This window comes from Bradyrhizobium paxllaeri (assembly GCF_001693515.2).
In the GTDB taxonomy this organism is placed as follows: Bacteria; Pseudomonadota; Alphaproteobacteria; order Rhizobiales; family Xanthobacteraceae; genus Bradyrhizobium; species Bradyrhizobium paxllaeri.
This window is the reverse complement of sequence record NZ_CP042968.1, coordinates 2,425,844-2,448,123: the sequence shown is the minus strand read 5'-3', so window position 1 is coordinate 2,448,123 and position 22,280 is coordinate 2,425,844. Positions and strand designations below refer to the sequence as shown.

Annotated in this window: 21 protein-coding genes; 14 read left to right on the top strand and 7 right to left on the bottom strand. The window is 64.0% G+C overall.

Annotated features, from left to right (window positions below; genetic code table 11):
• From folK to LMTR21_RS11415, 6 genes are all read left to right on the top strand, one after another.
• On the top strand, positions 1-492 hold the full coding sequence (gene folK, locus LMTR21_RS11440; RefSeq protein WP_065756836.1) for a 2-amino-4-hydroxy-6-hydroxymethyldihydropteridine diphosphokinase: 492 nt from the start codon (positions 1-3) through the stop codon (positions 490-492).
• Between the two features lie 82 nt (positions 493-574).
• Positions 575-2,440, top strand: a complete 1,866-nt coding sequence (locus tag LMTR21_RS11435) for a methylmalonyl-CoA mutase subunit beta (RefSeq protein ID WP_065756835.1) — start codon at positions 575-577, stop codon at positions 2,438-2,440.
• Between the two features lie 2 nt (positions 2,441-2,442).
• Positions 2,443-2,910: a GFA family protein gene (locus LMTR21_RS11430; protein ID WP_148635958.1), complete on the top strand. Its 468-nt coding sequence runs from the start codon at positions 2,443-2,445 to the stop codon at positions 2,908-2,910.
• A 41-nt stretch (positions 2,911-2,951) separates the two neighbouring features.
• On the top strand, positions 2,952-5,111 hold the full coding sequence (scpA, locus tag LMTR21_RS11425; protein ID WP_065756833.1) for a methylmalonyl-CoA mutase: 2,160 nt from the start codon (positions 2,952-2,954) through the stop codon (positions 5,109-5,111).
• Entirely contained in the window at positions 5,108-5,812 is a 705-nt protein-coding gene (locus LMTR21_RS11420) for a hypothetical protein (RefSeq protein WP_141688678.1), read from the top strand. The genes scpA and LMTR21_RS11420 overlap by 4 nt, the downstream gene beginning before the upstream one ends.
• A gap of 198 nt (positions 5,813-6,010) precedes the next feature.
• A complete protein-coding gene (locus LMTR21_RS11415) occupies positions 6,011-6,775 on the top strand; it encodes a DUF3298 and DUF4163 domain-containing protein (RefSeq protein WP_065756831.1) in 765 nt (254 codons plus the stop codon).
• Between the two features lie 8 nt (positions 6,776-6,783).
• On the opposite strand, the gene LMTR21_RS11410 is transcribed toward LMTR21_RS11415, so the two are convergent.
• On the bottom strand, positions 6,784-7,254 hold the full coding sequence (locus LMTR21_RS11410) for an SRPBCC family protein (RefSeq protein ID WP_065756830.1): 471 nt from the start codon (positions 7,252-7,254) through the stop codon (positions 6,784-6,786).
• Between the two features lie 220 nt (positions 7,255-7,474).
• Here LMTR21_RS11410 and LMTR21_RS11405 point away from each other — a divergent pair, with 220 nt between their 5' ends.
• The 6 genes from LMTR21_RS11405 (at position 7,475) to LMTR21_RS11380 (ending at position 13,790) form a co-directional block, all read left to right on the top strand.
• Positions 7,475-8,470, top strand: coding sequence for a tripartite tricarboxylate transporter substrate binding protein (locus LMTR21_RS11405; protein WP_065756829.1), 996 nt, complete (start codon positions 7,475-7,477; stop codon positions 8,468-8,470).
• Positions 8,471-8,516: 46 nt separating this feature from the next.
• The gene (locus LMTR21_RS11400; RefSeq protein ID WP_065756828.1) at positions 8,517-9,002 is read left to right on the top strand and encodes a tripartite tricarboxylate transporter TctB family protein; all 486 of its coding nucleotides are present in this window, start codon (positions 8,517-8,519) and stop codon (positions 9,000-9,002) included.
• A 3-nt stretch (positions 9,003-9,005) separates the two neighbouring features.
• Entirely contained in the window at positions 9,006-10,517 is a 1,512-nt protein-coding gene (locus tag LMTR21_RS11395; protein ID WP_065756827.1) for a tripartite tricarboxylate transporter permease, read from the top strand.
• A 49-nt stretch (positions 10,518-10,566) separates the two neighbouring features.
• Positions 10,567-11,559: a methylmalonyl Co-A mutase-associated GTPase MeaB gene (meaB, locus tag LMTR21_RS11390; protein WP_065756826.1), complete on the top strand. Its 993-nt coding sequence runs from the start codon at positions 10,567-10,569 to the stop codon at positions 11,557-11,559.
• Positions 11,556-12,200 carry a pyroglutamyl-peptidase I gene (locus LMTR21_RS11385; RefSeq protein WP_148635957.1) on the top strand — a complete coding sequence of 215 codons (645 nt, stop codon included), beginning with the start codon at positions 11,556-11,558 and terminating at the stop codon, positions 12,198-12,200. Before meaB ends, LMTR21_RS11385 begins: the two co-directional genes overlap by 4 nt.
• Before the next feature lie 219 nt (positions 12,201-12,419).
• Positions 12,420-13,790, top strand: coding sequence for a TIGR03808 family TAT-translocated repetitive protein (locus LMTR21_RS11380; protein ID WP_065756825.1), 1,371 nt, complete (start codon positions 12,420-12,422; stop codon positions 13,788-13,790).
• Positions 13,791-13,805: 15 nt separating this feature from the next.
• On the opposite strand, the gene LMTR21_RS11375 is transcribed toward LMTR21_RS11380, so the two are convergent.
• From LMTR21_RS11375 to LMTR21_RS11360, 4 genes are all read right to left on the bottom strand, one after another.
• Positions 13,806-14,348, bottom strand: a complete 543-nt coding sequence (locus LMTR21_RS11375) for a TIGR03809 family protein (protein WP_065756824.1) — start codon at positions 14,346-14,348, stop codon at positions 13,806-13,808.
• Positions 14,349-14,897: 549 nt separating this feature from the next.
• Positions 14,898-16,619, bottom strand: a complete 1,722-nt coding sequence (locus tag LMTR21_RS11370; protein ID WP_430642539.1) for a S8 family serine peptidase — start codon at positions 16,617-16,619, stop codon at positions 14,898-14,900.
• 61 nt (positions 16,620-16,680) lie between these two features.
• A complete protein-coding gene (locus LMTR21_RS11365) occupies positions 16,681-17,391 on the bottom strand; it encodes a hypothetical protein (RefSeq protein WP_065756822.1) in 711 nt (236 codons plus the stop codon).
• The gene (locus LMTR21_RS11360; protein ID WP_065756821.1) at positions 17,388-17,957 is read right to left on the bottom strand and encodes a sigma-70 family RNA polymerase sigma factor; all 570 of its coding nucleotides are present in this window, start codon (positions 17,955-17,957) and stop codon (positions 17,388-17,390) included. The genes LMTR21_RS11365 and LMTR21_RS11360 overlap by 4 nt, the downstream gene beginning before the upstream one ends.
• Before the next feature lie 418 nt (positions 17,958-18,375).
• Between LMTR21_RS11360 and LMTR21_RS11355 the strand changes: the two genes are divergently transcribed.
• Together LMTR21_RS11355 and LMTR21_RS11350 are read left to right on the top strand one after the other, a co-directional pair.
• On the top strand, positions 18,376-19,524 hold the full coding sequence (locus tag LMTR21_RS11355; protein WP_065756820.1) for a GGDEF domain-containing protein: 1,149 nt from the start codon (positions 18,376-18,378) through the stop codon (positions 19,522-19,524).
• Positions 19,525-19,590: 66 nt separating this feature from the next.
• Positions 19,591-20,700 (top strand): DUF2336 domain-containing protein, encoded by a 1,110-nt coding sequence (locus LMTR21_RS11350; protein ID WP_065756819.1) that lies wholly within the window; start codon positions 19,591-19,593, stop codon positions 20,698-20,700.
• A gap of 105 nt (positions 20,701-20,805) precedes the next feature.
• Here the strand turns inward: LMTR21_RS11350 and LMTR21_RS11345 are convergent, their stop codons facing one another.
• The gene (locus LMTR21_RS11345) at positions 20,806-21,444 is read right to left on the bottom strand and encodes an NrsF family protein (RefSeq protein WP_065756818.1); all 639 of its coding nucleotides are present in this window, start codon (positions 21,442-21,444) and stop codon (positions 20,806-20,808) included.
• A gap of 2 nt (positions 21,445-21,446) precedes the next feature.
• Positions 21,447-21,992 (bottom strand): sigma-70 family RNA polymerase sigma factor, encoded by a 546-nt coding sequence (locus LMTR21_RS11340; protein ID WP_065756817.1) that lies wholly within the window; start codon positions 21,990-21,992, stop codon positions 21,447-21,449.
• Between the last annotated feature and the right edge of the window lie 288 nt (positions 21,993-22,280).

Below are 22,280 nucleotides of genomic sequence, written 5' to 3'. Positions count from 1 at the left end.
ATGGCGGATGTGCTGATCGCGCTCGGCGGCAATGTCGGCGACGTCCGCACGACATTCAAGAAAGCCATTGCCAACATTTGCGGCATGACACAGGCCGCCCTGCTCGCGCGCTCCTCCGATTACACCACCCCGCCCTGGGGCGAGGAAGACCAGGCGCCCTTCACCAACGCCGTCATCGAGATCGAGACCGGCCTCGATCCCCATGCGTTGCTGTTCACGCTGCACAAGATCGAGAAGAAGTTCGGCCGCGATCGCGCGCACGAGACGCGCTGGGGTCCGCGCACCCTCGACCTCGATTTGATCGCCTATGACGATGTCAGGCTCGACAAGCCGGAACTGACACTGCCGCATCCGCGGGCGTTCGAGCGCGCCTTCGTGCTCGTGCCGCTCGCCGAAATCGCGCCCGACCGTGTCATCGCGGGACGCCGCGTCGCCGACGCGCTGGCAGAGCTTTCAACCGAGGGTATCCGGCGGCTGCCCGACCTCGATTGACCCAAAACATCGTTTGGCTTGGCGGCCGCCCCGTGGCAATTTCCGGCCAAACAGAAGAGACGACCGAGGAACAATAGTCCGGATGACCACGAAAACTGACGAACTGACCCTGGCCGCGGAATTTGTCCCGGCGACCTACGAGGACTGGCGCAAGCTGGTCGATGGGGTGCTGAAAGGCGCGCCGTTCGAGAAACTGGTCAGCAAGACATCCGATGGGTTGAAGATCGATCCGATCTATCGCCGTGCGCAGGGCGCCGCGCCGGTCGCCGGCCGTGCCGCCGCCGCGCCGTGGCAGGTCATGCAGCGGATCGACCATCCCGACGCGAAAGCGGCCAATGCGCAGGCGCTGCATGACCTCGAAAACGGCGCCACCGGGCTGACGCTGGTATTCGCGGGCGCCAATGGCGCTCATGGTTTCGGGCTCGATCCCTCGCCGGAGGCCGTCGCGCAGGTTCTCGACGGCATTTTTCTCGATGCCGGGATCGGCATCGAACTGCAGATCGGCCCACAGTCGCGCATGGCGGCCATTCACGTCGCCGAATACATCAAGCGCAGGGGTATTGATCTCGCAGCCTGCGACATCCGTTTCGGCCTCGACCCGCTGGGAGCCGGCGCGGTGTGGGGCTCCAGTCCCTATAGCTGGGAGGAGATCGTGCCCGCTGTCACGGGCGCGATCAAAGGCCTCGCCGCGATGGGCTTCAAGGGTCCGCTCGCCGCTGCCGATGGACGGGTGATACACGATGCCGGCGGATCGGAAGTCCAGGAATTGGCATTCGTGCTGGCGTGCGGCGTCGCCTATCTGCGCGCGATCGAGCAGGCCGGGGTTTCGCTCGAGGACGCCCAAGGCATGGTCTATGCGCGGCTTGCCGCAGACGCCGACCAGTTCCTGACGCTGGCGAAATTCCGTGCGTTGCGGCTGCTCTGGGCAAGGATCGAACAGGCCTGCGGCCTCACGCCCAAACCGCTGTTCATCGCGGCCGATACAGCATGGCGCATGCTGACGCAGCGCGATGCCTATGTGAACATGCTGCGCGCGACGATGGCGACGTTCTCCGCTGGCCTCGGCGGCGCCAATGCCATCACCGTCTTGCCGCACACGCTGGCGCTGGGATTGCCTGATCCGTTCGCGCGGCGTGTCGCGCGCAACACGCAACTGGTGCTGCTGGAGGAATCCAATCTCGCGAAAGTTTCCGATCCCGCGGCCGGCTCCGGCGGCATCGAAACATTGACGAAGCAGCTTTGCGAAGCCGCATGGTCGTTGTTTCAGGAGATCGAAAAAACCGGCGGCATCTTTGCTGCGCTCGAACAGAACCTGATCCAGAAGAAGGTCGCCGCGACGCGGGCCGCACGCGAAGCCAATATCGCCAAGCGCCGAGACGTGCTGACCGGCGCAAGCGAATTCCCGAACCTGCATGAGGCTGAGATCGAAGTGCTCGACGTCACGCCGATCGTGCTGCCGTCCTATGGCGAGGCCAAATTCAAGTTCGACCCACTGCCGCCGATCCGCCTCGCCGCGCCGTTCGAGGCGCTGCGCGACAAATCGGACGAACAGCTCAAGACGTCAGGCGCGCGGCCAAAAATCTTCCTCGCCAATTTGGGCACGCCCGCCGCCTTCACCGCACGCGCCACCTTTGCCAAGAGCTTTTTCGAGACCGGCGGCATCGAGGCGATCGACACGCAAGGCTTTGCTGATCCGGCGGCACTCGCCGCTGCGTTCAAAGCATCGGGTGCAGCGACCGCCTGCCTATGCTCGTCCGACAAGGTTTATGCGGAACACGCGGCCGCGGGCGCAAAGGCCCTTCAAGCGGCCGGCGCCAAGCATATCTATCTGGCAGGGCGGCCCGGCGAGCAGGAGACCGCGCTGCGCTCGGCCGGCGTCGGCGATTTCATCTTTGCCGGCGGCGACGCGCTGGCCGTGCTGCAGGAAGCCTGGCGGCGGATGGAGTGAGCATGACGGAGAACAACCACAAGACGGTCCTGACCGGCGGCTGCCAATGCGGCGCCGTCCGCTTTGCGGTGTCGAAAGTGCCGCCCAAGGTCAGCATCTGCCATTGCCGGATGTGCCAGAAGGCATCCGGCGCGCCGTTTGCCTCCCTCGCCGACATCGAGCACGAGCATTTCACCTGGACCCGCGGCAAGCCGGCGACGTTTCAGTCCTCCTCCATCGCCGAGCGCGATTTCTGTGCGGCCTGCGGCACACCGCTGACCTACCGGCTGATCGGCGGCCCCCGGATCGAGATCATGACCGGCACCTTCGACCGCCCCGACCGGGTGGTGCCGACGCGGCAATATGGAACCGAGTCGCGGCTCGGCTGGGTGGTCGGCATCGCCAACCTGCCGAGCCAGACCACCATGCAGAATTACGGACCGGAGAAGATGGCGACCATCACCAGCCACCAGCATCCGGATCATGATTAGGGGTGACCTGCCTCGACTTCACATATGCTATGATGGGTACCATGAGCCGCATCCCGAATTTCGCTGATATCGCCTTTGAAGCCGTCGCGCCTGCTGCCCCCGCTGGCAGCGCCGAGCCGTGGCTGACGCCGGAAGGCATTCCGGTCAAGCCGGCCTACAGCGAGGCCGATCTCGAAGGCATCGATTTCCTCGATACGTGGCCGGGCGTCGCGCCCTATCTGCGCGGCCCCTACCCGACCATGTATGTCAACCAGCCCTGGACCATCCGGCAATATGCCGGCTTCTCCACGGCGGAAGATTCCAACGCGTTCTATCGCCGCAATCTCGCCGCCGGTCAGAAGGGCCTGTCGGTCGCGTTCGACCTCGCCACCCACCGCGGCTACGATTCCGATCATCCGCGCGTCTCGGGCGACGTCGGCATGGCGGGCGTCGCGATCGACTCCATCTACGACATGCGCACGCTGTTTGCGGGCATTCCGCTCGACCAGATGAGCGTGTCGATGACCATGAACGGCGCGGTGCTGCCGATCCTCGCGCTGTTCGTCGCGGCCGCCGAGGAACAGGGCGTTCCGCCGGAGAAACTGTCGGGCACCATTCAGAACGACATTCTGAAAGAGTTCATGGTGCGCAATACCTATATCTATCCCCCCGCGCCCTCGATGCGGATCATTTCCGACATCTTTGCGTACACCTCGCAACGGATGCCGAAGTATAATTCGATCTCGATCTCCGGCTATCACATGCAGGAAGCTGGAGCTACGCAAGACCTCGAGCTCGCCTACACGCTGGCCGACGGCGTCGAATACTTACGCGCCGGCCTTTCCGCCGGCCTCGATGTCGACCGCTTCGCACCGCGGCTGTCGTTCTTCTGGGCGATCGGCATGAACTTCTTCATGGAAGTTGCCAAGATGCGCGCCGCGCGGCTGCTCTGGGCAAAACTCTTGAAGCAGTTCAACCCGAAGGACCCGCGCTCGCTCTCGCTGCGCACGCATTGCCAGACCTCCGGCTGGTCGCTGACCGCGCAGGACGTCTTCAACAATGTGATGCGCACCACCATCGAGGCGATGGCGGCGACGCAGGGCCATACGCAATCGCTGCACACAAACGCGCTCGACGAGGCGCTGGCGCTGCCGACGGATTTCTCGGCCCGGATCGCGCGCAATACGCAGCTATTCCTGCAGCAGGAAAGCGGCACCAACCGCATCATCGATCCCTGGGGCGGCTCCTATTACGTCGAGCGGCTGACCCGCGACCTTGCGGAGAAAGCCTGGGGGCATATCCAGGAAGTCGAGGCGCTCGGCGGCATGGCCAAGGCGATCGAGGCCGGCGTGCCGAAACTGCGGATCGAGGAAGCTTCCGCCAAGACGCAAGCGCGGATCGATGCCGGCCGGCAGGCGGTGATCGGCGTCAACAAGTACAAGCCGGTCAACGAGGCCGCGATCGACGTGCTGAAGGTGGAGAATTCCACCGTGCGGCGGCTGCAGATCGACAAGCTGAAGCGGCTCCGCACCGAGCGCGACCAGAAGGAAGTCGAGCAGGCGCTGGCGGCGCTGACGCGCAGCGCCGGCGAAGGCAACGGCAATCTCCTGGCGCTCGCGATCGACGCGGCGCGCGCCAAGGCAACTGTCGGCGAAATTTCGGACGCGATGGAGAAGGTTTTCGGGCGTCACCGCGCCGAGATCAAATCCATCACCGGCGTCTACAAGCGGGAGGCGTCCGCCATGTCCAACCGGGTCGAGAAGGTGCAGGAACTGATCGATGCGTTCGAGAATGCGGAAGGCCGCCGCCCCCGCATCCTCGTCGCCAAGATCGGCCAGGACGGTCACGACCGCGGCCAGAAGGTGATCGCATCCGCCTTCGCCGATGTCGGCTTCGACGTCGATATCGGGCCGCTGTTTGCGACGGCCGACGAGGCGGCGCGGCAGGCGGTCGAGAACGACGTGCATATTCTCGGCGTCTCGTCGCTGGCGGCCGCCCACCTCACCGCGGTGCCGGAACTGAAGGCCGCGCTGAAGAAGCACGGCCGCGAGGACATCATGATCATCATCGGCGGCGTGGTGCCGCCGCAGGATTATGACGCGCTCTATGCAGCCGGCGCCGAAGCGATCTTCCCGCCCGGCACCGTGATCTCGGACGCCGCCGAAGAGCTGATCCGCAAGCTCAACGCCCGGCTCGGCCACAGCAGCGAGGCGGCGGAGTGAGCGGACAACGGATTCATGCAACAGCGAATCCTGAATTCTTCCACTCGTTCGTTTCGCGATATCCGGACAAGCAATATCAGACCTGGCTAGGCCGTCACTGGATAAAGGTTGGAGTAGATTACGACTACGACGAACAACTAAAGACAAAGATTGCGGCAGCGATCGTCAGCCATTTCAGCGACGTTTCCTTTGCAAGTGCGCTGAAGACTATGAACGAGAGAAGCGGACCAAAGGCTCCAGCCGGCATTCCTCGATTTGAGAACATTGTTGATTTTGCCGAGACACGATTTCACTCTACTAGCCTACATTTTCTCCAGCAAACGAGACCGAATGGTATCGTCAAAGAAGAGTATTCTGGCGTCATTCACGCGGAGTTGTTCCTGCTGCGACTATTGACGTCGTTCGAAGCGGCGCGACGCCTGATCAACTGGGGTTTCTTCGCCGAACCTTTGACAATTCTTCGAAGTAGTCTGGAGCAATTGTCGTGGGCTTATGCCGTTGGTGTGAAATTTGATCGCAAGGGCTCTTCAAAGAGCGATTTGCCGCCGCGGGGCTACTTTACGGCGCATTGTCGCGGTTTTCCCACATGGAATTTGAGGCACAAAAGCATTTTGTTATTCGCGAGACGCCGGGCACTGCGGTGGTGCAGCAGTCGATCGAATTCAAGTTCTTTGGGCTACTTTTCCATTTGTTTTTGTTGATCGCATATCAATACGTGTGTCGCGATCTTAGACGCTTCTATTCGCAAGAATGCGGCATCGAGCTGGCCTTAAGCAATGTTGTTGTTCTATGCCGTCACTTAATCGCACACGCGCTAATGCGACCGGAATTAGATAGCGACGAAATTGCATCGACATTGTCGTTGATCTATTTCGAGATCTTTCCTTGAAGAGCGCAGTATGCAGACCGTCAAAGTCGCCCTCATCTGGCTTGGATTCATAAGTTCTGCGTTCGCCGCCGACCCCAAGCCGGACTTTTCCATCAAGACCAAATGGGTCGAAGCCAGCGTCATCCTCGACGCCAGGATCAAGGCCGAACCGGCGCTGGCGGCGAACTGCCTGGCCGAGGGCAAGGCGTGGGCCACGAAGAACAAGGCCGATGCCGACAAGGAGCGCAAGCAGGATCCGGACCTGTTCCACAATGCGTGGTCGTATGAGCGGAAATACGAGACGCGATCGGTGATCGACGGCCGCTATATCAGCATCATCAGGGCGGACTACGAATACACTGGAGGCGCGCACCCCAACAGCACTTCTGACACCATCCTGTGGGACAAGTCGGCGAACAAGCGCATCAGCATCCGTCCGTTCTTCACCGAAACCGCCGACAACGGCCCGACGCTGAAAGCGATGCGGCTAGGCGTCATTGCTTCGCTCGCGGCCGAGAAGAAGAAGCGCGGCGCTGATGGCACCGACGCCAGCGCCATCGAAGGCATCGAGCCGAAGCTTCTCAAGATCGGCCCGGTCGCGCTGGCGCCGTCGACCGAGCCAGGCAAGAGCTCCGGCCTGAACTTCTACTACGCGCCTTACGCGGTCGGCTCCTATGCCGAAGGCGAGTATGTCGCCTTCGTGCCGTGGGAAACGTTGAAGCCGTATCTGACGCCGGAGGGCGCCAGAATTTTCGGCGGTTCGCGACCGAAGGACGACGAAAACCGACCGCAATAACGCCCGCCTCAGGCGGCAAGGCGGCCGAGCGACCGTTCGAGCGAATGCGTCCAATCCGGAATCCATGACTGGAACAGCTCATGCCAGCGATCTTCATCCTGCGGCGCGGTGTCGAGCTTCACCGACCATTCGATGAAGGTTCGGTTGCCTTCGACGATCGGCAGCAGATGCATCGTTCCCTCGTAGCGCGTCGGAGCCGGAACGTCCGACGGCGACTCGAACGGAAATGGAAACGGATCCATGCCCGCATAGGTGAGCGAATGCGCCTCGTCGGAATGGCCGGCGAGCCGCTGGCGGACCCAGTTGCCGAGATAGCAGAAGCGCCTGACTGCGCCGACCTCATCGCCGCCTCTGTCATCCTCGATCACGCTTTCGCTGACCCCGTCGATATAGGCCGGGTAGTTGTTGAAATCGCGGATCAGGGCCCACACGGTTTCGAGGGGATGGTCCAGCACGGTGCTGTAATAGGCTGTCGTCATGGTTCTCTCCGCAATTCAATCGCGGCTCGATCACCGGGCCGCACACGGATACCTATTTCGCGCAGCCCTGTTGCGGCCACCCGATTTCCGGATGTGGCGAGATGCCCACCGGCGATAAAACTGCTTTCACGACCAATGCCTTGCGAGCAGAGCCTAAAGCCGCCTAGAATGCCGGCATTACAAGAGCGCCTGACCTCACGGCGCCGCAGGGAGGATCACCATGTCCAAAAAGATTACCCGCCGCGCCTTTGCGGCTTCGTCTGCTGCTGCGGCGGCTGTCGCGGGCCTTGGTTTCAAGCCGGCCTTGGCGCAAGCCTATCCGGCGCGGCCGGTGACCGTGATCGTGCCCTGGGGCGCCGGCGGCGGCACCGACGCGACCGCGCGCATCGTTGCGGCGCTTTTGGAAAAAGATCTCGGCCAGCCCTTCAACGTGGTCAACCGCACCGGCGGCTCTGGCGTGGTCGGCCATACCGCGATCGCGACCGCACCGGCGGACGGCTACACCATCGGCATGCTGACGGTGGAAATCTCGATGATGCACTGGCAGGGGCTCACCGAACTCGGACCGAAGAGCTACACGCCGCTGGCGCTGATGAACGAAGATCCGCCCGGCATCCAGGTCAGTTCCACCTCGCCCTACAAGATCGTGAAGGAACTCGCCGACGCCATCAAGGCCGCGCCCGCCGGCAAGTTCAAGGCCTCGGGCACCGGCCAGGGCGGCATCTGGCATCTGGCGCTGGTCGGCTGGATGCAGGCGATGGGACTTGCCCCCAATCATGTTGCGTGGGTGCCATCGAACGGTGCCGCGCCGGCAATGCAGGATCTCGCGGCGGGCGGGCTCGACCTCACCACCTGCTCGGTGCCGGAAGCCCGCGCGATCATCGAGGCCGGCAAGGCGCGCAGCCTCGCCGTCATGGCCAAGGCGCGCAACCCGGCATTCCCCGATGTGCCGACGCTGAAGGAAGCGATGGGCATCGACTATTCGACCGGCGCGTGGCGCGGCATTGCCGGCCCCAAGGGCCTGCCTGCCGACGTCGCCACCAAGCTGACCGCGGCACTCAAGAAGGTTTACGACTCCAAGGAGTTCAAGGAGTTCATGAGCAATCGCGGCTTCGGAACGGTGTGGGGCGATGCGACCGAATTCGCTGCCTTCATGGACAAGGGCGACGCCCAGATGGGCGTGGCGATGAAGGCCGCCGGCCTGTCGAAGGCCTGATCCGTCCTCGCCGGCTGACATCGTTCGAAATCCGCGGAGTTGGTCCATGCGTCTACCCGATCGCGTCACGGGTCTGTTTCTCGTTGGCCTCGGCGCGGCTGCCGCCTATGGCGGGTGGCAACTGCCGCCGGTGCCCGGCCAGCCGGTCGGACCCAACGTCTTCCCGCTGGTGATCGGAACGGGTCTGGCGCTGTGCGGGCTTGCGATTGCACTCGGGATTGGCCGCAGCTTCGAAGAAGAAGAACACCTTATTCCGGTCGAGGGCGGCCAACCGGAGCCGCCGACCAGCAAGCTCTATGGTCTGCGCGCCCTGCTCCCGCCGGCGTTGCTGCTGCTTTACGTCGCGATAGCCGAGCGGCTCGGCTTCATCCTCACGGCGGCAATGATCGTCTACGTGACCTCGACCGCGCTCGGCGCCCGCTGGAAGGTTGCGTTGCCGCTCGCGCTGCTGGCGCCGATCGGCATCCACCTGATTTTCTCAAAGTTGCTGCGCGTGCCGCTGCCGCCCGGCGTTTTGCCGATGCCCTGGTGATCGATGCTCAATACCCTCAGCCAAGCCTTCGCGCTCATCACCACCTGGGAAGTCATCGTCGCGATGTTCGCGGCATCGGTCTATGGTCTCGTTATCGGATCACTGCCCGGGCTATCAGCGACCATGGCGACCGCCCTCCTGGTCCCCGTTACCTTCTATCTGTCGCCGATCGCCGCGATCGCCACCATCGTGGCGGCATCCACGATGGCAATCTTCGCGGGTGACATTCCAGGCGCGCTGCTGCGCATTCCCGGCACCCCTGCCTCGGCGGCCTATGCCGACGAAGCCTATGCCATGACCCGCAAGGGCGAGGCTGAACTGGCGCTCGGCGCCGGCGTCTGGTTCTCCGCCGTCGGCGGCATTGCGGGCACGCTGTCGCTGATGATCCTGGCGCCCCCGCTTGCCGAAATCGCGTTGTCGTTCTCGACCTTCGAATATTTCTGGCTCGCATTCCTCGGCCTGATGTGTGCCACGCTGGTCGCGCGCTCCTCCCCGGTGAAGGCGATCGCCAGCATGTTTATCGGCCTGCTGGTCGCATGCATCGGCATCGAGAACCCCGGCGGCGTGCCGCGCTTCACCTTCGGCATCACCAATTTGTTCGGCGGCATCGAGCCGATCCCGGCGCTGGTTGGCGTGTTCGCCGTGGCGCAGGTGATGCGCGCGATGCTGACGCCGGAGCCGCCGCCGATCCCGAAGCGCAAGTTCGGGAGCATCATGGCGGGCCAGTGGCGGCTGACCAAAAAATACAATTGGCAGATGACCCGCGGGAACATCATCGGGATCATCATCGGCGTGTTGCCGGGCGCCGGCGCCGACATGGCCGCCTGGGTCAGCTACGCCATGTCGAAACGGTTTTCGAAAGAACCCGAGAAGTTCGGAACCGGCCATGTCGAAGGCCTGGTCGAAGCCGGCGCCAGCAACAATGCCAGCATCGCCTCGGGCTGGGTGCCGTCGCTGCTGTTCGGCATTCCCGGCGACACCATCGCGGCGATTGCGATCGGCGTGCTCTACATGAAGGGGCTGAACCCCGGCCCGACGCTGTTCACCGAGAAGGCGTCGAGCATGTATGCGATCTACCTGATGTTCATCATCGCCAACATCATCATGATCCCGCTCGGCATCGTCATGATCCGGCTCGCGAGCCACGTGTTGCGCGCGCCGCGCTCCACCGTGATGCCCGTCATCATGCTGTGCTGCGCGGTCGGCTCCTTCGCCATCGGCAACAACATGTTCGGCGTCGTGACCGTCGCGACCTTCGGGATCATCGGCTATGTCATGGAAGAAAACGGCTATCCGGTCGCCGCGATGGTGCTCGGCATCGTCATGGGCACCATGATCGAGCAGAGCTTCGTCACCTCGCTGATCAAGTCCGACGGCAGCGTGTTGCCGTTCTTCGAGCGGCCGATCGCCGCCATCCTCGCCGCCATGGCGATCGGCGCACTGATCTGGCCGGTGCTGGTCTGGGTGTGGCGGAAGCTCAGGCGTGAGCCTGCCGCCGCGACGGCGTCGCGCTGATCCGCGCAGGCCCCCTCGCCTGCACGGCGTGGGCGTTGTAAACCATGGCATGACCCTGCCGAAGACTGTTTCCCCCGATTTCAAGAAGCTTGCCAAGGACCTCCGCGCGGGCCACCGCGCGGCGCTGGCGCGCGCGATTACCTTGATCGAGAGCCGCCGTGCCGATCACCAGGCCGCCGCACGCGAGCTGGTGCAGGCGCTGCTGCCCGACACCGGGAAAGCCGTCCGTGTCGGCATCACCGGCTCACCGGGGGTCGGCAAATCCACCACCATCGACGCGCTCGGCATGTTCCTGATCGAGCGCGGCCACAAGGTCGCGGTTCTCGCGGTGGACCCCTCCTCGGCCCGCACCGGTGGTTCGATCCTCGGCGACAAGACGCGGATGGCGCGGCTGGCGAATTCCGAAGCCGCGTTCATCCGCCCCTCGCCCTCGTCAGGCACGCTCGGCGGCGTCGCCGCAAAGACCCGCGAGGCGATGCTGCTCTGCGAAGCCGCCGGCTTCGACGTGGTGCTGGTGGAAACCGTCGGCATCGGCCAGTCCGAAACTGCAGTGTGCGACATGACCGATTTCTTTCTCGCCCTGATGCTGCCCGGCGCCGGCGACGAATTGCAGGGCATCAAGAAAGGCCTGGTCGAGCTCGCCGACATGATCGCGATCAACAAGGCCGACGGCGACAACATCAAGCGCGCCAATCTGGCCGCCGCCGAATATCGCGGCGCGCTGCACATCCTGAGCCCGCGCTCGGAGCACTGGCACCCGCCGGTCGTGACCTATTCGGCGCTGACCGGCACCGGCATGGACACGCTGTGGCAGAAGATTCTGGATCACCGCACCGCCATGAATGCCTCGGGCGAGTTCGCCGCGCGGCGGCGCGAGCAGCAGGTGAAATGGATGTGGTCGATGCTGGAGCAGCGCATGATGGCCCGTCTGCGCTCTGACGCCGCCATCCGCGCCAAGGTGAAGAAGACCGAGGCCGAAGTCGCCGACGGCCGCATCACGCCGGCAGTCGCCGCCGAACAGATCGCGGAGTGGCTGCGGTGAGCGAAAACCTTCGCATTCTCGTCACCGGCTTCGGTCCATTCCCGGGCGCGCCTTATAATCCGACGCAGCCGCTGGTGGCGCGGCTAACGCGGCTGCGCCGGCCGGCCTTCACCGATGTTCAACTCTCCAGCCACATCTTCCCCGTCACCTACACAGCAGTCGACCGCGAATTGCCGCTGGCGCTCGCGAAATACAAGCCGCACGCACTGTTGATGTTCGGGCTTGCCGGCCGCACCGACTATCTCCGGATCGAAACCCGCGCACGCAACGCCGTCACCATGCTGTGGCCCGACGCCGCGCAAACCCGCGCGCGCAAGGGCTCGATCGCCGACGGCGCCGACGCGCAACGGTTCGGCCCGCACACCGCGAAGCTGCTGCGTGCAGCTAGCGGCACCGGCCTCGACGCCCGCGCCTCGCGCGATGCCGGCAGCTATCTCTGCAACTACTTGAGCTGGCGCGCGATCGAATCCGTCGATGCGGATAACGGCCCTCGCCTCGCCGCCTTCATCCACATCCCGCCGCTGGCGCGCGGCGGCGCGGTCAGGCGCAAGGGTTTTCCGCGCATCACGCTGGAGGAACTGGTCGATGCCGGCGAAGCGATGCTGCTGGAAATGGTGCGGCTGGCGCGGAGAGCTGCGTAGGGTGGGCAAAGCGTAGCGTGCCCACCATTGCGTTCACCGGATTAGAACGGTGGGCACGCTACGCTTTGCCCACCCTACGGATTCCGGCGCACCCAACATTAACCCTACCCTCAACTATCGCCGCCTCTCTTCCCGGTCTTCACCATGCCCGGTCGCATTTTCGCGATACCTATGAGGCCTGCGAATGCCGCGACCTGCATTGCGCGAGGGCCATTCACCATGGACATGAACCGCCGCCATCTCATTGGTGCTTCCGCCGCCGGCGTTGCCGGCGCGCTGGCGATGTCGCCTGACGCCGCGCGCGCCGCGCCCCTCACCTCCACGCTCGGCCGCGATGTCACGCAATTCGGTGTCCGCCCCGGCAGTCCGGACGATCAGACGGCGAAACTGCAGCGCGCGATCGATGAAGCCGCGCGCGCGCAGGTGCCGCTGGCGCTGCCGCCGGGCGTCTACCGCACCGGCATGCTGCGGCTTGCAAACGGTACCCAACTGATCGGGATCCGCGGCGCGACCAAGCTCGTGTTCACCGGCGGCGCCTCGATCCTGCAAAGCGAAGGCGCCAACAATATCGGCCTGACCGGCATCACCTTCGATGGCGGCCGCATCCCGCTGCCGACGCGGCGCGGCCTCGTCCATTGCCTCGGCGGCCGCGACGTCCGCATCGCCGACTGCGAAATCACCGGCAGCGGCGGCAACGGCATCTGGCTCGAGCAGGTCTCGGGCGATATTTCCAACAACATCTTCACCAAGATCGAGACCACCGCGGTCGTATCCTTTGACGCGCTCGGCCTGATCGTCTCGCGCAACACCGTCACCGATACCAACGACAACGGCATCGAGATCTTGCGCACGTCGATCGGCGACGACGGCACCCTGGTGCTCGACAACCGCATCGAGGACATCAAGGCCGGCCCCGGCGGCTCCGGGCAGTATGGCAACGCCATCAACGCCTTCCGCGCCGGCAACGTGATCGTGCGCGGCAACCGCATCAGAAATTGCGACTACTCGGCGGTGCGCGGCAATTCAGCGTCGAATATTCACATCACCGACAACAGCGTCAGCAATGTCCGCGAGGTCGCGCTCTATTCGGAATTCGCGTTCGAAGGCGCCGTGATCGCCAACAACACCGTCGACGGCGCCGCCGTCGGCGTCTCCGTGTGCAATTTCAACGAAGGCGGCCGCATCGCCGTCGTGCAGGGCAACGTCATCCGCAACCTGCTGCCAAAGCGGCCGATCGGCACCGCGCCCGACGATGACGCCGGGATCGGCATCTATGTCGAGGCGGACTCGACGGTCACCGGCAATGTGGTGGAGAACGCCCCTTCCTTCGGCATCATCGCCGGGTGGGGCAAATATCTCCGCGATGTCGCCATCACCGGCAACGTGATCCGCAAGGCCTTCGTCGGCGTCGGCGTATCGGTGCTGCCGGGCGCGGGAACGGCGCTGGTCAACAACAACATGATCTCGGAAACCCCGCGCGGCGCCGTGGTCGGGCTCGACCACGCCCGCACGATTACGACCGATCTGTCAGCCGAAGGCACCCAGCGTTACGCGCAGGTGGTGGTCGGCGGCAACGCGGTCAGGCGGTAGCCTGCCCTCGCCCGCCTACAGCGCGTTGCGCAGCAGCGGGTAGCGCTCTTTCATCGCATCGAGATCGAGTGCCGGGAACGATATCTCGTCCAGCGCCAGCGGATCGGCCACGGACGGCGCGGCGTCCACCACAGCGAGCTGGCTTTCCAGCGCGACCAGAACGTCGGCGGGAACATCGCGCGGCGGCGTGGGCGCAATCGGCGCCGGTTGCGGCTGAAGCTGCACCACCGGCTGCGGCTGAAGATGCACGACCGGCTGACGGTACCCCTCATCGCGCGGCAGCGGCGTCAGCGGCAGCGGCAGCGTTCGACGCCGGCCGAGCCAGGCCAAATCGATTTGCGTGTTGTCGAGCGCGGCCTCACGGCTCAGCAGGTCGCGCCAGGTTGCAACCGCAGCCTTGGCTTCCCGGATGTTTTCGAGAAATTCGCGTTCGGTGTGAAAGCGGCGCCAGCGCCCGGTCTCGAACAATTCAGTAAGGTATTCCAGCCGTTGCTCGGCAAGGTTGCACCAGCGCGCAACGATGTTGCGGCCACGTGCCACGTCTGCAGGATGTGCCATAAATCAGCCCGTAAGAGAGAGACGGACGCAGACGCAACCAGAGACGAATCAGTTTGGAGATGACAGGGATATTCTGTGGAAAACTTTTTGGTTGTCCAGTACGTGCAGCTACGGATTGCGCCAGCAAACAAAGAAACCCGCCACAAATACGGAGTTGTCACCTCAATCCACCGTCCGGCCGCACAGCAGCATGGGCGCGTTGTGAAGCACACGCCGACAGTTGCGCGTGAGAAGACGCACGGGAAAATTGCACATCGCACCGGCAAACGAGAAACTTGTACCCGGCAAGCAGGCGCACCGCCGCATGCGACGCAACTTCTTTGAAAGCTTGTGCCGAAAATGAAAGACCCGTCCGGGGGGACAACCGGACGGGTCAAGCCATATGGGCGCTTGGGGTGGATGGGCGCTCGCGCCGAATACAGCCACTGGGAGGGATAACCGCTCCCACATAGATAAGTCGCGGCACCCTCACCGGACGTTCAAAACGCCGGGAGATTTTTTTAACGTTCTCTTCAGGGGACGATTGCCGAAAATCACCACGTAACGGGCTTATTTCGCGGCGTTTGCGGCCGATTTGTCCGCTGCCATCGACGGCGGGGGGTCATTCAGGGCCCGGCTCACGGAAGCGTTATCGGCGGATGGGTCCAGCGCCGGCGCTTTTTCTCCCGGCTTGCCCGAGGCCGAGGCGAGTGGAACCGCCGGCGCGGCGGCTGCGGCGGTCACGGCCGCAAAGGCGTCGGCTTCGCCCGCTCCGAACTGATCGTCGCGGCCGGGGATACCGAGATCGCGAGCGGTGTTCGTGAGGATCGCGCGCACATCGCCAGGCTTCAGTGCCGGGTTGCGCTCCATGATCAGCGCTGCAACGCCGCTGATATAGGCCGCGGAGAACGAGGTGCCCGACGTGATCTGATATTTTTCATCGGGCGCCGGCAGGAAGATATCCGCGCCAGGCGCGGCAACCGCGATGTGGTTGCCGCGGTTCGATGCCGTAAACAGCCTTTCCTGCGCGTCGGTGCCGCTGACCGCGATGACGTTGGGATTGGCGGCCGGATAGAGCGGCAGCGATTTCGCACCGGCATTGCCGGCCGCGGCGACCATCAGGATGCCGCGGGCCGCCGTCGCGGCGATGCCGCGCTCGATCAGCGGATCCTTCGGACCGGCAAAGCTCATGTTGATGATCTGCGCGCCGTGCTCGGCCGCATAGTCCAATCCGCGAAGGATCACGTAGGACGTGCTCTCCGCGCCCTTCGATCCCGCGCCAAATGCGCGGATCGCAATCAACCTCGCTTCCGGCGCGCTGCCCATCAGCCGGGCATGCGCGACGATCGCGCCGGCAATCCCGGTGCCGTGGGTATGCGGGCCTTCCTTGCTGCCGAGCGCGTCAAAACTATCGGCGACCGAGTTGGCGAGTTCGGGATGCCTGGCGTCGACGCCTGAATCGATCACCGCAATGGTGACGTTCATGCCGCGGACAAGCTTGTGCGCCTGCGGCAGCCGAAGCTGGGTGACGGCGTATTGCGCGGCGTCGCCCTCGGTCGAGGCCTTCTTCTGGTCCTGCAGGAAGTACCGGAAATTGAGCTGCACCGAACGCACGCTGCCGTCGGCCGCGAACTCGCGGCGTACGGTTTCCACCGACCGGTTATCGACGATGCGGAACAGGCCGATGGTGCCGCCGAGCAACGGGAAACTCTGCGAGGAGATGCGCTCCAGGCCGTGACGCCGCGCCAGTTCATCGGCCTCGGCGGTCGATAACGCGCCGTCGATTTCGGCGACGAGTTCATTCTTGACCGCGCGCAGATTGACCGCCGCCTGCGCGTTGTTGTTGCCCGATCCGCCCTTGCCCTTCTTGGCCGAGGCGCCATTGCCGCCGCCGGCCGACATGACCGGGCGGTCGAAGCATTCGCCGTCGGGACCGCGCATCGCATATTGGCAGGCCGGATAGAGGTTGGGCGAAAACCGCGCGTAAGGCAGCGTCGACTGCACGCCGGCGCCCGGACGTACCCGCAGGGTCGAACTCATGGTCCCGATCCGGGTCGGCGGCGTCCGCGCCACCCGATCGGCGCTCACGCTCGGGCGGGCAGCGACAGTCGGGCGCGCAGCGATGGTGGGATTTATGCGCGGCGTTACCGTCGGATTGATGGTGGGCGTCCGCACCCCGACATTGAGATTGGGCGTGCGCATGATGCTTTGCGCATGAACCGGCGAAGCTGCCGCCGCGATCAAAGGCAAAAGCGCCGCCGGCAAAATCAATGCCGCGCGGCGCGTCTTCATCAGCCAATTCGGGCCATCGTGAACCATGGGACCTCGGCTTTCCCGGGGCGCGCCGGAGCCTCTACGGCGTTGCGACCGCCAGGCTGACGATCTTCTCACGCTGCAGCCTGCTCAACAGGCTTGCGGCCTCGTCCTTGCTCATCGCCTTGCCGAACTGAAGGCGGAACATACCGCCCTTGGCGCCATCGACGATCGAAGCCTCGTAATTGTCGAGCAGCGCGGTGATGTCGGCAATGCGGGCTTCGGGTGTAAACCGCACCAGCGCACGCGTCGGCGTGATGCTGCTGCCGAGATCGCGCGTAAGCGGCGCGGCCGGCTTCTCGTTCAGGCTCAGCGACGCGGTCTGGAATGAAGCGGTCTGGTTCTTCATCAGCACCGTGCCGATGACGCCGGCCTGCAACACCAGCAATACGGCGCCGAGGCTCGCCGACCAGGCCAGCGTACGCGGCGACAGACTTGCAAAGAATCCCGATAACCGCGCCGACAGGCTGACCGAACGCGCCGGTTCGCGCGCCGGCTCCGCGTCGATCGCCGCGAACAGCTTTTGCATGGCGCGCGCAGACGGCGCACCCAGGCTCTCGTTGAGGCTGATCGTCTCGGCGTATTCTTCACGGATGACGGCGTACTGCCGGGCCAGTTCGGGATCGCTCGCGAGCGCTTCCTCGACGCGGCGCGCATCGCGCGCGTTCAGGGTACCGGCCGCGTGGAAGGGCAACAGCGTCTCGACTTCGCTGGGCTCGTGATCCAGCATTTTTTTGCTCGCTGCCATCATGGCCAACCTCGCTCTATGCCTGCTGCCTTGAGCAACTCGGCCAATTTCTTGCGCGCATAAAACAGGCGCGTCTTGACGGTGTTCTCCGGAATACCGACGATTTCGGCCACCTCTTCCACGGATTTCTCGTGGTAGTAGACGAGATCGACGATCTCCCGATGCTCTGGCGAAAGGCCCGTCAGGCACTTCCGCAACGCTTCACCCGTATCCTTCTTCTGAACCACCACTTCCGGATCGTCGGACGTGTCCTCGATCGCGTTCGCGGTTTCGTCGTCCAGTCCAACGTCCTTGCGGCGCCGAAGTGCCGAAAGGGCCTTGAAACGCGTAATCGCCAGGAGCCAGGTGGTAACGGCGGATCGGCCTTCGAACTTACCGGCCTGACGCCACACATCGAGAAAAACCTCGCTGATGAGATCTTCCGCAATCTGTTCGTCCCTTACGAGCCGAAGCCCGAAACGGAACACCCTGACATGGTGCCTTCCGTAAAGCACCTGCATGGCGAGCCGGTCGCCTTGAGCGATCCGAGCGATCAGAATTTCGTCTGAAGCCGCCTGTGTCGCGCTCAATGGCCGTCTCGCAAGGTTGGTCGGACGGGAGTGGCCGGCGGTTCGATGGGAAGAGTGAGATTCTTCACATTACGGCAATGCCGGAATTGCATGTGTGACCTACCCCACAGACGGACATGGTCCGGCCATTTTCCCGGCCGAAGCAAGTTGAGCCCCATTATTGGTACCATATTACGGAAACACTTTCCTAAAGACGCGCCACCCGCGACCTTATCAAGGCTTCGCCGGCAGGACAGCATCTGCGTGAGGTCGGCCGCCCCCTGGAGGCGGGTTCCACCCTATCGGAATTCGGCAGATTTCTGCTGCGAAAACAGTGCAATGGCAGGGTTTTAACGGACCCGATTCGACGTCAAAAGATACCAAACCTAAAGGCTTTATTCCCTAAAGTTTCGTCCGACGCACACCAACAGCGACGGACATGAGCAGCGCGGCTTCATTGCTTCAGGGGCAAGCCTCCCACAGTGCGACCGCATATCCGGTCCGCCTGCCCTCGGAAGTATTGAAGCGCCGGGTCGGCCAGCGCCGCCATATGCTCGCGGTCCAGGGCGTCAGCTATTCGCTCATCACCTCGGTCCTGCTGGTCTACTGCTACGCCGGCACGGTCCCGATCATCATCCCGTCAGCCTATTTCCTTTCCGGCATCGGTTTGCTCTCGATCTTCGTCGTGCTGTCGGAAGCCCACTTCAACGACCGGTTCGAGGACCACTATCTCACGATCTTCCAGGTCGCCGGCCACGTCGTGATCCAGCTCGGCTTTCTGCTGGCGGCGCCCGAAATCGGATTTGCCTTCCTGAGCGTCGTATTCCTGATCTTCGGGTTCGGCGCGCTGCGAATGACGTCCCGGCAGGCAATCATCACCTGGACGCTCACCATGATCGGCCTGGCGCCGATCTTCCTCTTTACCAACACGCCGATCGGCCTGCCGATCACCACGCAGGCCGAACGCGTCGCGGCCATGCTTTCCTTTGTCTTCACGATCGGGCAATGCGCCTTCGTGGGACTGTATGGCTCCACCATGCGCAAGATGCTCTACGACCGCAGCTTCGAACTGAAGGCGGCGTACAAGCGAATCGAAGAGCTTGCGGAGCTCGACGAACTGACCGGCTCGTCCAACCGCCGCAGCATCATGCGGATGCTGGAGGAGGAGACTGACCGCGCAGCCCGCGGCGGATCGCCCTGCTCCATCGCACTGATCGACCTCGACTGGTTCAAGCGCATCAACGACGCCTACGGCCATCCGACGGGCGACGAAGTGCTGCGGACATTCTCGATCACCACCTTCGCCAACATCCGCAGCGTCGACCGGTTCGGCCGATATGGCGGCGAGGAATTTTTGCTGGTGCTGCCCGGCATGGACACCGGCCAGGCCATGCGGGCGCTCGACCGCCTGCGCGTTATCATCGCCGAGCTCGATTGGAGCGCATTCTCGCCGGGCATGAAGGTGACGATGTCGGCAGGCGTTGCAATGCTGAACCCGAACGAGACCTCAGACACATTCCTCGCGCGCGCCGACAGCGCGCTTTATGCAGCCAAGGCGCAGGGACGCAACCGTATTACCAGCGCCTGATCCGACATTTTCAGCTCCCTCCGGCAGTGAAGAATCCGCCGCCGGCTTTTGCTCCAGGACAGAGTCATGATTTCGAAGACCGCCACTTCTCTCTCGCCCGGAAGTCTGCTCGACGAGTTGCAGTCCACGCTCGCGCACGGAACCGTCGCGCGCCGGGTAGAAACCCTGCGCCGGGTGACCGACCTCTTCATCAACGGCGCGGTGGATTATTCGGACGAGCAGATCGGGCTGTTCGACGACGTCTTCCAGTGCCTGATAGATCACATCGAAACCTCGGCCAAGATGCTGCTGGCCAACCGTCTCGCTCCGATCGACACGGCGCCGCCGCTCACGATCCGCGCACTCGCATTCGATGACGTCATCGAGGTGGCGGGTCCCGTGCTGTCGCAGTCGATGCGGCTCGACGACAAGACCCTGATCGAGAATGCGCGCAGCAAGAGCCAGGCGCATTTGATGGCGATCTCGACCCGCAAGACCCTGAGCGGCGCGGTCACCGACGTGCTGGTCCAGCGCGGCAACGACCAGGTGGTCGCCTCGACCGTGAACAATCCCGGCGCGGAATTCACCGAGCGCGGCTTTACCCGCCTCGTCAACCGCGCCGATGGCGACGACGATCTCACGGCCTCGATCGGCATGCGCCCGTCCGTACCGCGGCATCTCTATCTGAAACTGCTCGCCAAGGCCTCCGACACGGTGCGGCAACGACTGGAGGCCGCCAATCCGCAGCAGGCGGCCGAGGTGCCGACCGTGGTCAAGGAGGCAACGCGACGCGCGCGCTCGGCGACTTCGACGATCACCAAAGACACTGCGATTGCGCACGCGCTGGTCAAGTCACTGTACGAGGACGGCCGGCTCGACGAATCGGAGGTGGCGTCGTTTGCCAAGGCCGGGAAATTCGACGAGGCCAACGCCTCGATCGCGGCGCTTGCCAACGTACCGGTTGCGATCGCCGAGAACATGATGATTGAAAGCCGGGCCGAAGGGGTGATGATCCTGGCGAAGGTCGCCGGGCTGTCATGGTCGACGGTCCGGACCATCATCAAGATGCGCGACGAACTGTCCGGCGCGGAGCCGACCGACCTTTTCGCCAGCCAGGACACCTATGAGCGATTGCGGCCGTCGACGGCGCAGCAGGTGCTGCGCTTCCACCGCATGCAGCAGAACGTGCCGGCGTGAGCAGCTAGTTCATGTAGCCCGGATGGAGCGCAGCGCAATCCGGGATTCCTACCACGGGCGAAAGAGTCCCGGATTTCGCTTCGCTCCATCCGGGCTACTGGACCTTCAAAACCTCAGCAGCTTTGCCCCGGCGAGCGCGCCGATCGCCGTCACCAGCGCGGTCGCGATCGTGTACCAGGCCGCCACGAACAGCGGCGAATCATCCGTGCAATGCGATGCGTAGAGCGTCGCCGCCAATCCCGCCGACAACAGTCCGGCGATGGCGCCGGCAACTGCGGGGCGCGACGGCGCGCCGTGACGCAATCCGAACAGCGCGCCGGCAAGGAGCGGCAGCGACATCAGCGGGATCGCTACCAGGCAGGTCGATGAATTCTTGCCGACCAGCCGCGTCATCATCGGCAATCGCTGCGGCATCATCATCTCGCCGCCGATCGCTGCGGCCAGGATCCCGACGGGGGCCAGCAGCAACCAGCCAAATCCGCGCAGCGAGGCCTCGGGCCGCGACAGATGCAGGCTGACGGCGATCGCCGCGATCGCCAGCGCCAGCGTCACCGCAAATTTCAGGTTGAAGAACGGATTGTGCATCGCGACCATCACGTCGGGCCTGACGCCGAGCTCCGTGAAGAACATCAACAGCGAGACCGGCGCGGCGGCCAGGAGCGCGAGCATCAGCGCGAAACCAACGGGGCGCGCCCGGTGCGCATTGTCGGCAGCCAACGTTCGAATGAGCCGATCGGTATCCATTCTCATCGTTCCCGTAGCTTGGCCATCAGGCTGGTCAGCCCCCGGTGCAACGCCACCCGCACCGCACCCTCGCTCATCGAAAATTTCGCCGCCGTATCCTTGATCGAGGCGGCATCGACCGCGATCGCCTGCAGCACGTCGCGCTGCCGCGCCGGCAGCGTCTGAAGCTGGGCGGCGACCTCGCTTGGCGAGGCGGTCTCGGCCGGCGTTTCGCCCGGCAGCGTCTCGGCGAAATCGTCGATATCGACGAAAATGCGCCGGCCGCGGCGGCGCAGCGCATCGATCAGCTTGTTGCGGGCGATCGCGAACAACCATGGGGCAAACGGGGCGCTGACGTCCCAGGTGTGCCGCTTCAGATGAACCGCCAGCAAAATGTCCTGCACGATGTCCTCGGACTGATCGACCGGTTGCCCTGCCCGCGCCAAGCCACGGCGCGCCGCGGCCCGGAGCACCGGCGTGACGGCCTTGAGCAGGCGATGATACGCCGCACCGTCGCCTGCGATGGCCGACCGCATCAGGCCGGTCCATTCGTCATCCCGCTCGCGCACCCGCGCTCCTACCCTGCAATTCGGTCGATCTTTCAATTTGTTACGTCAGGACGCTCCGATCACGAAGTCGTGATCGAATATCCCGGCCGCACTTGGACTGGCCGCTGTCCGAAACATCCGACCGGCCCACTTGCACGACGGCAGGCTCATAACATCGATTGCGCGGGCTCGCATCCGGTCGGCTGCAACACGATTGCCCAGCTTTCGCCGGGTGTTGCCCGAAGATTCCCTTTTTTTGCCGCGCTGTGGACATCCGTAGGGTCTCATTTCGCCGCTGGGCGGCGGCCA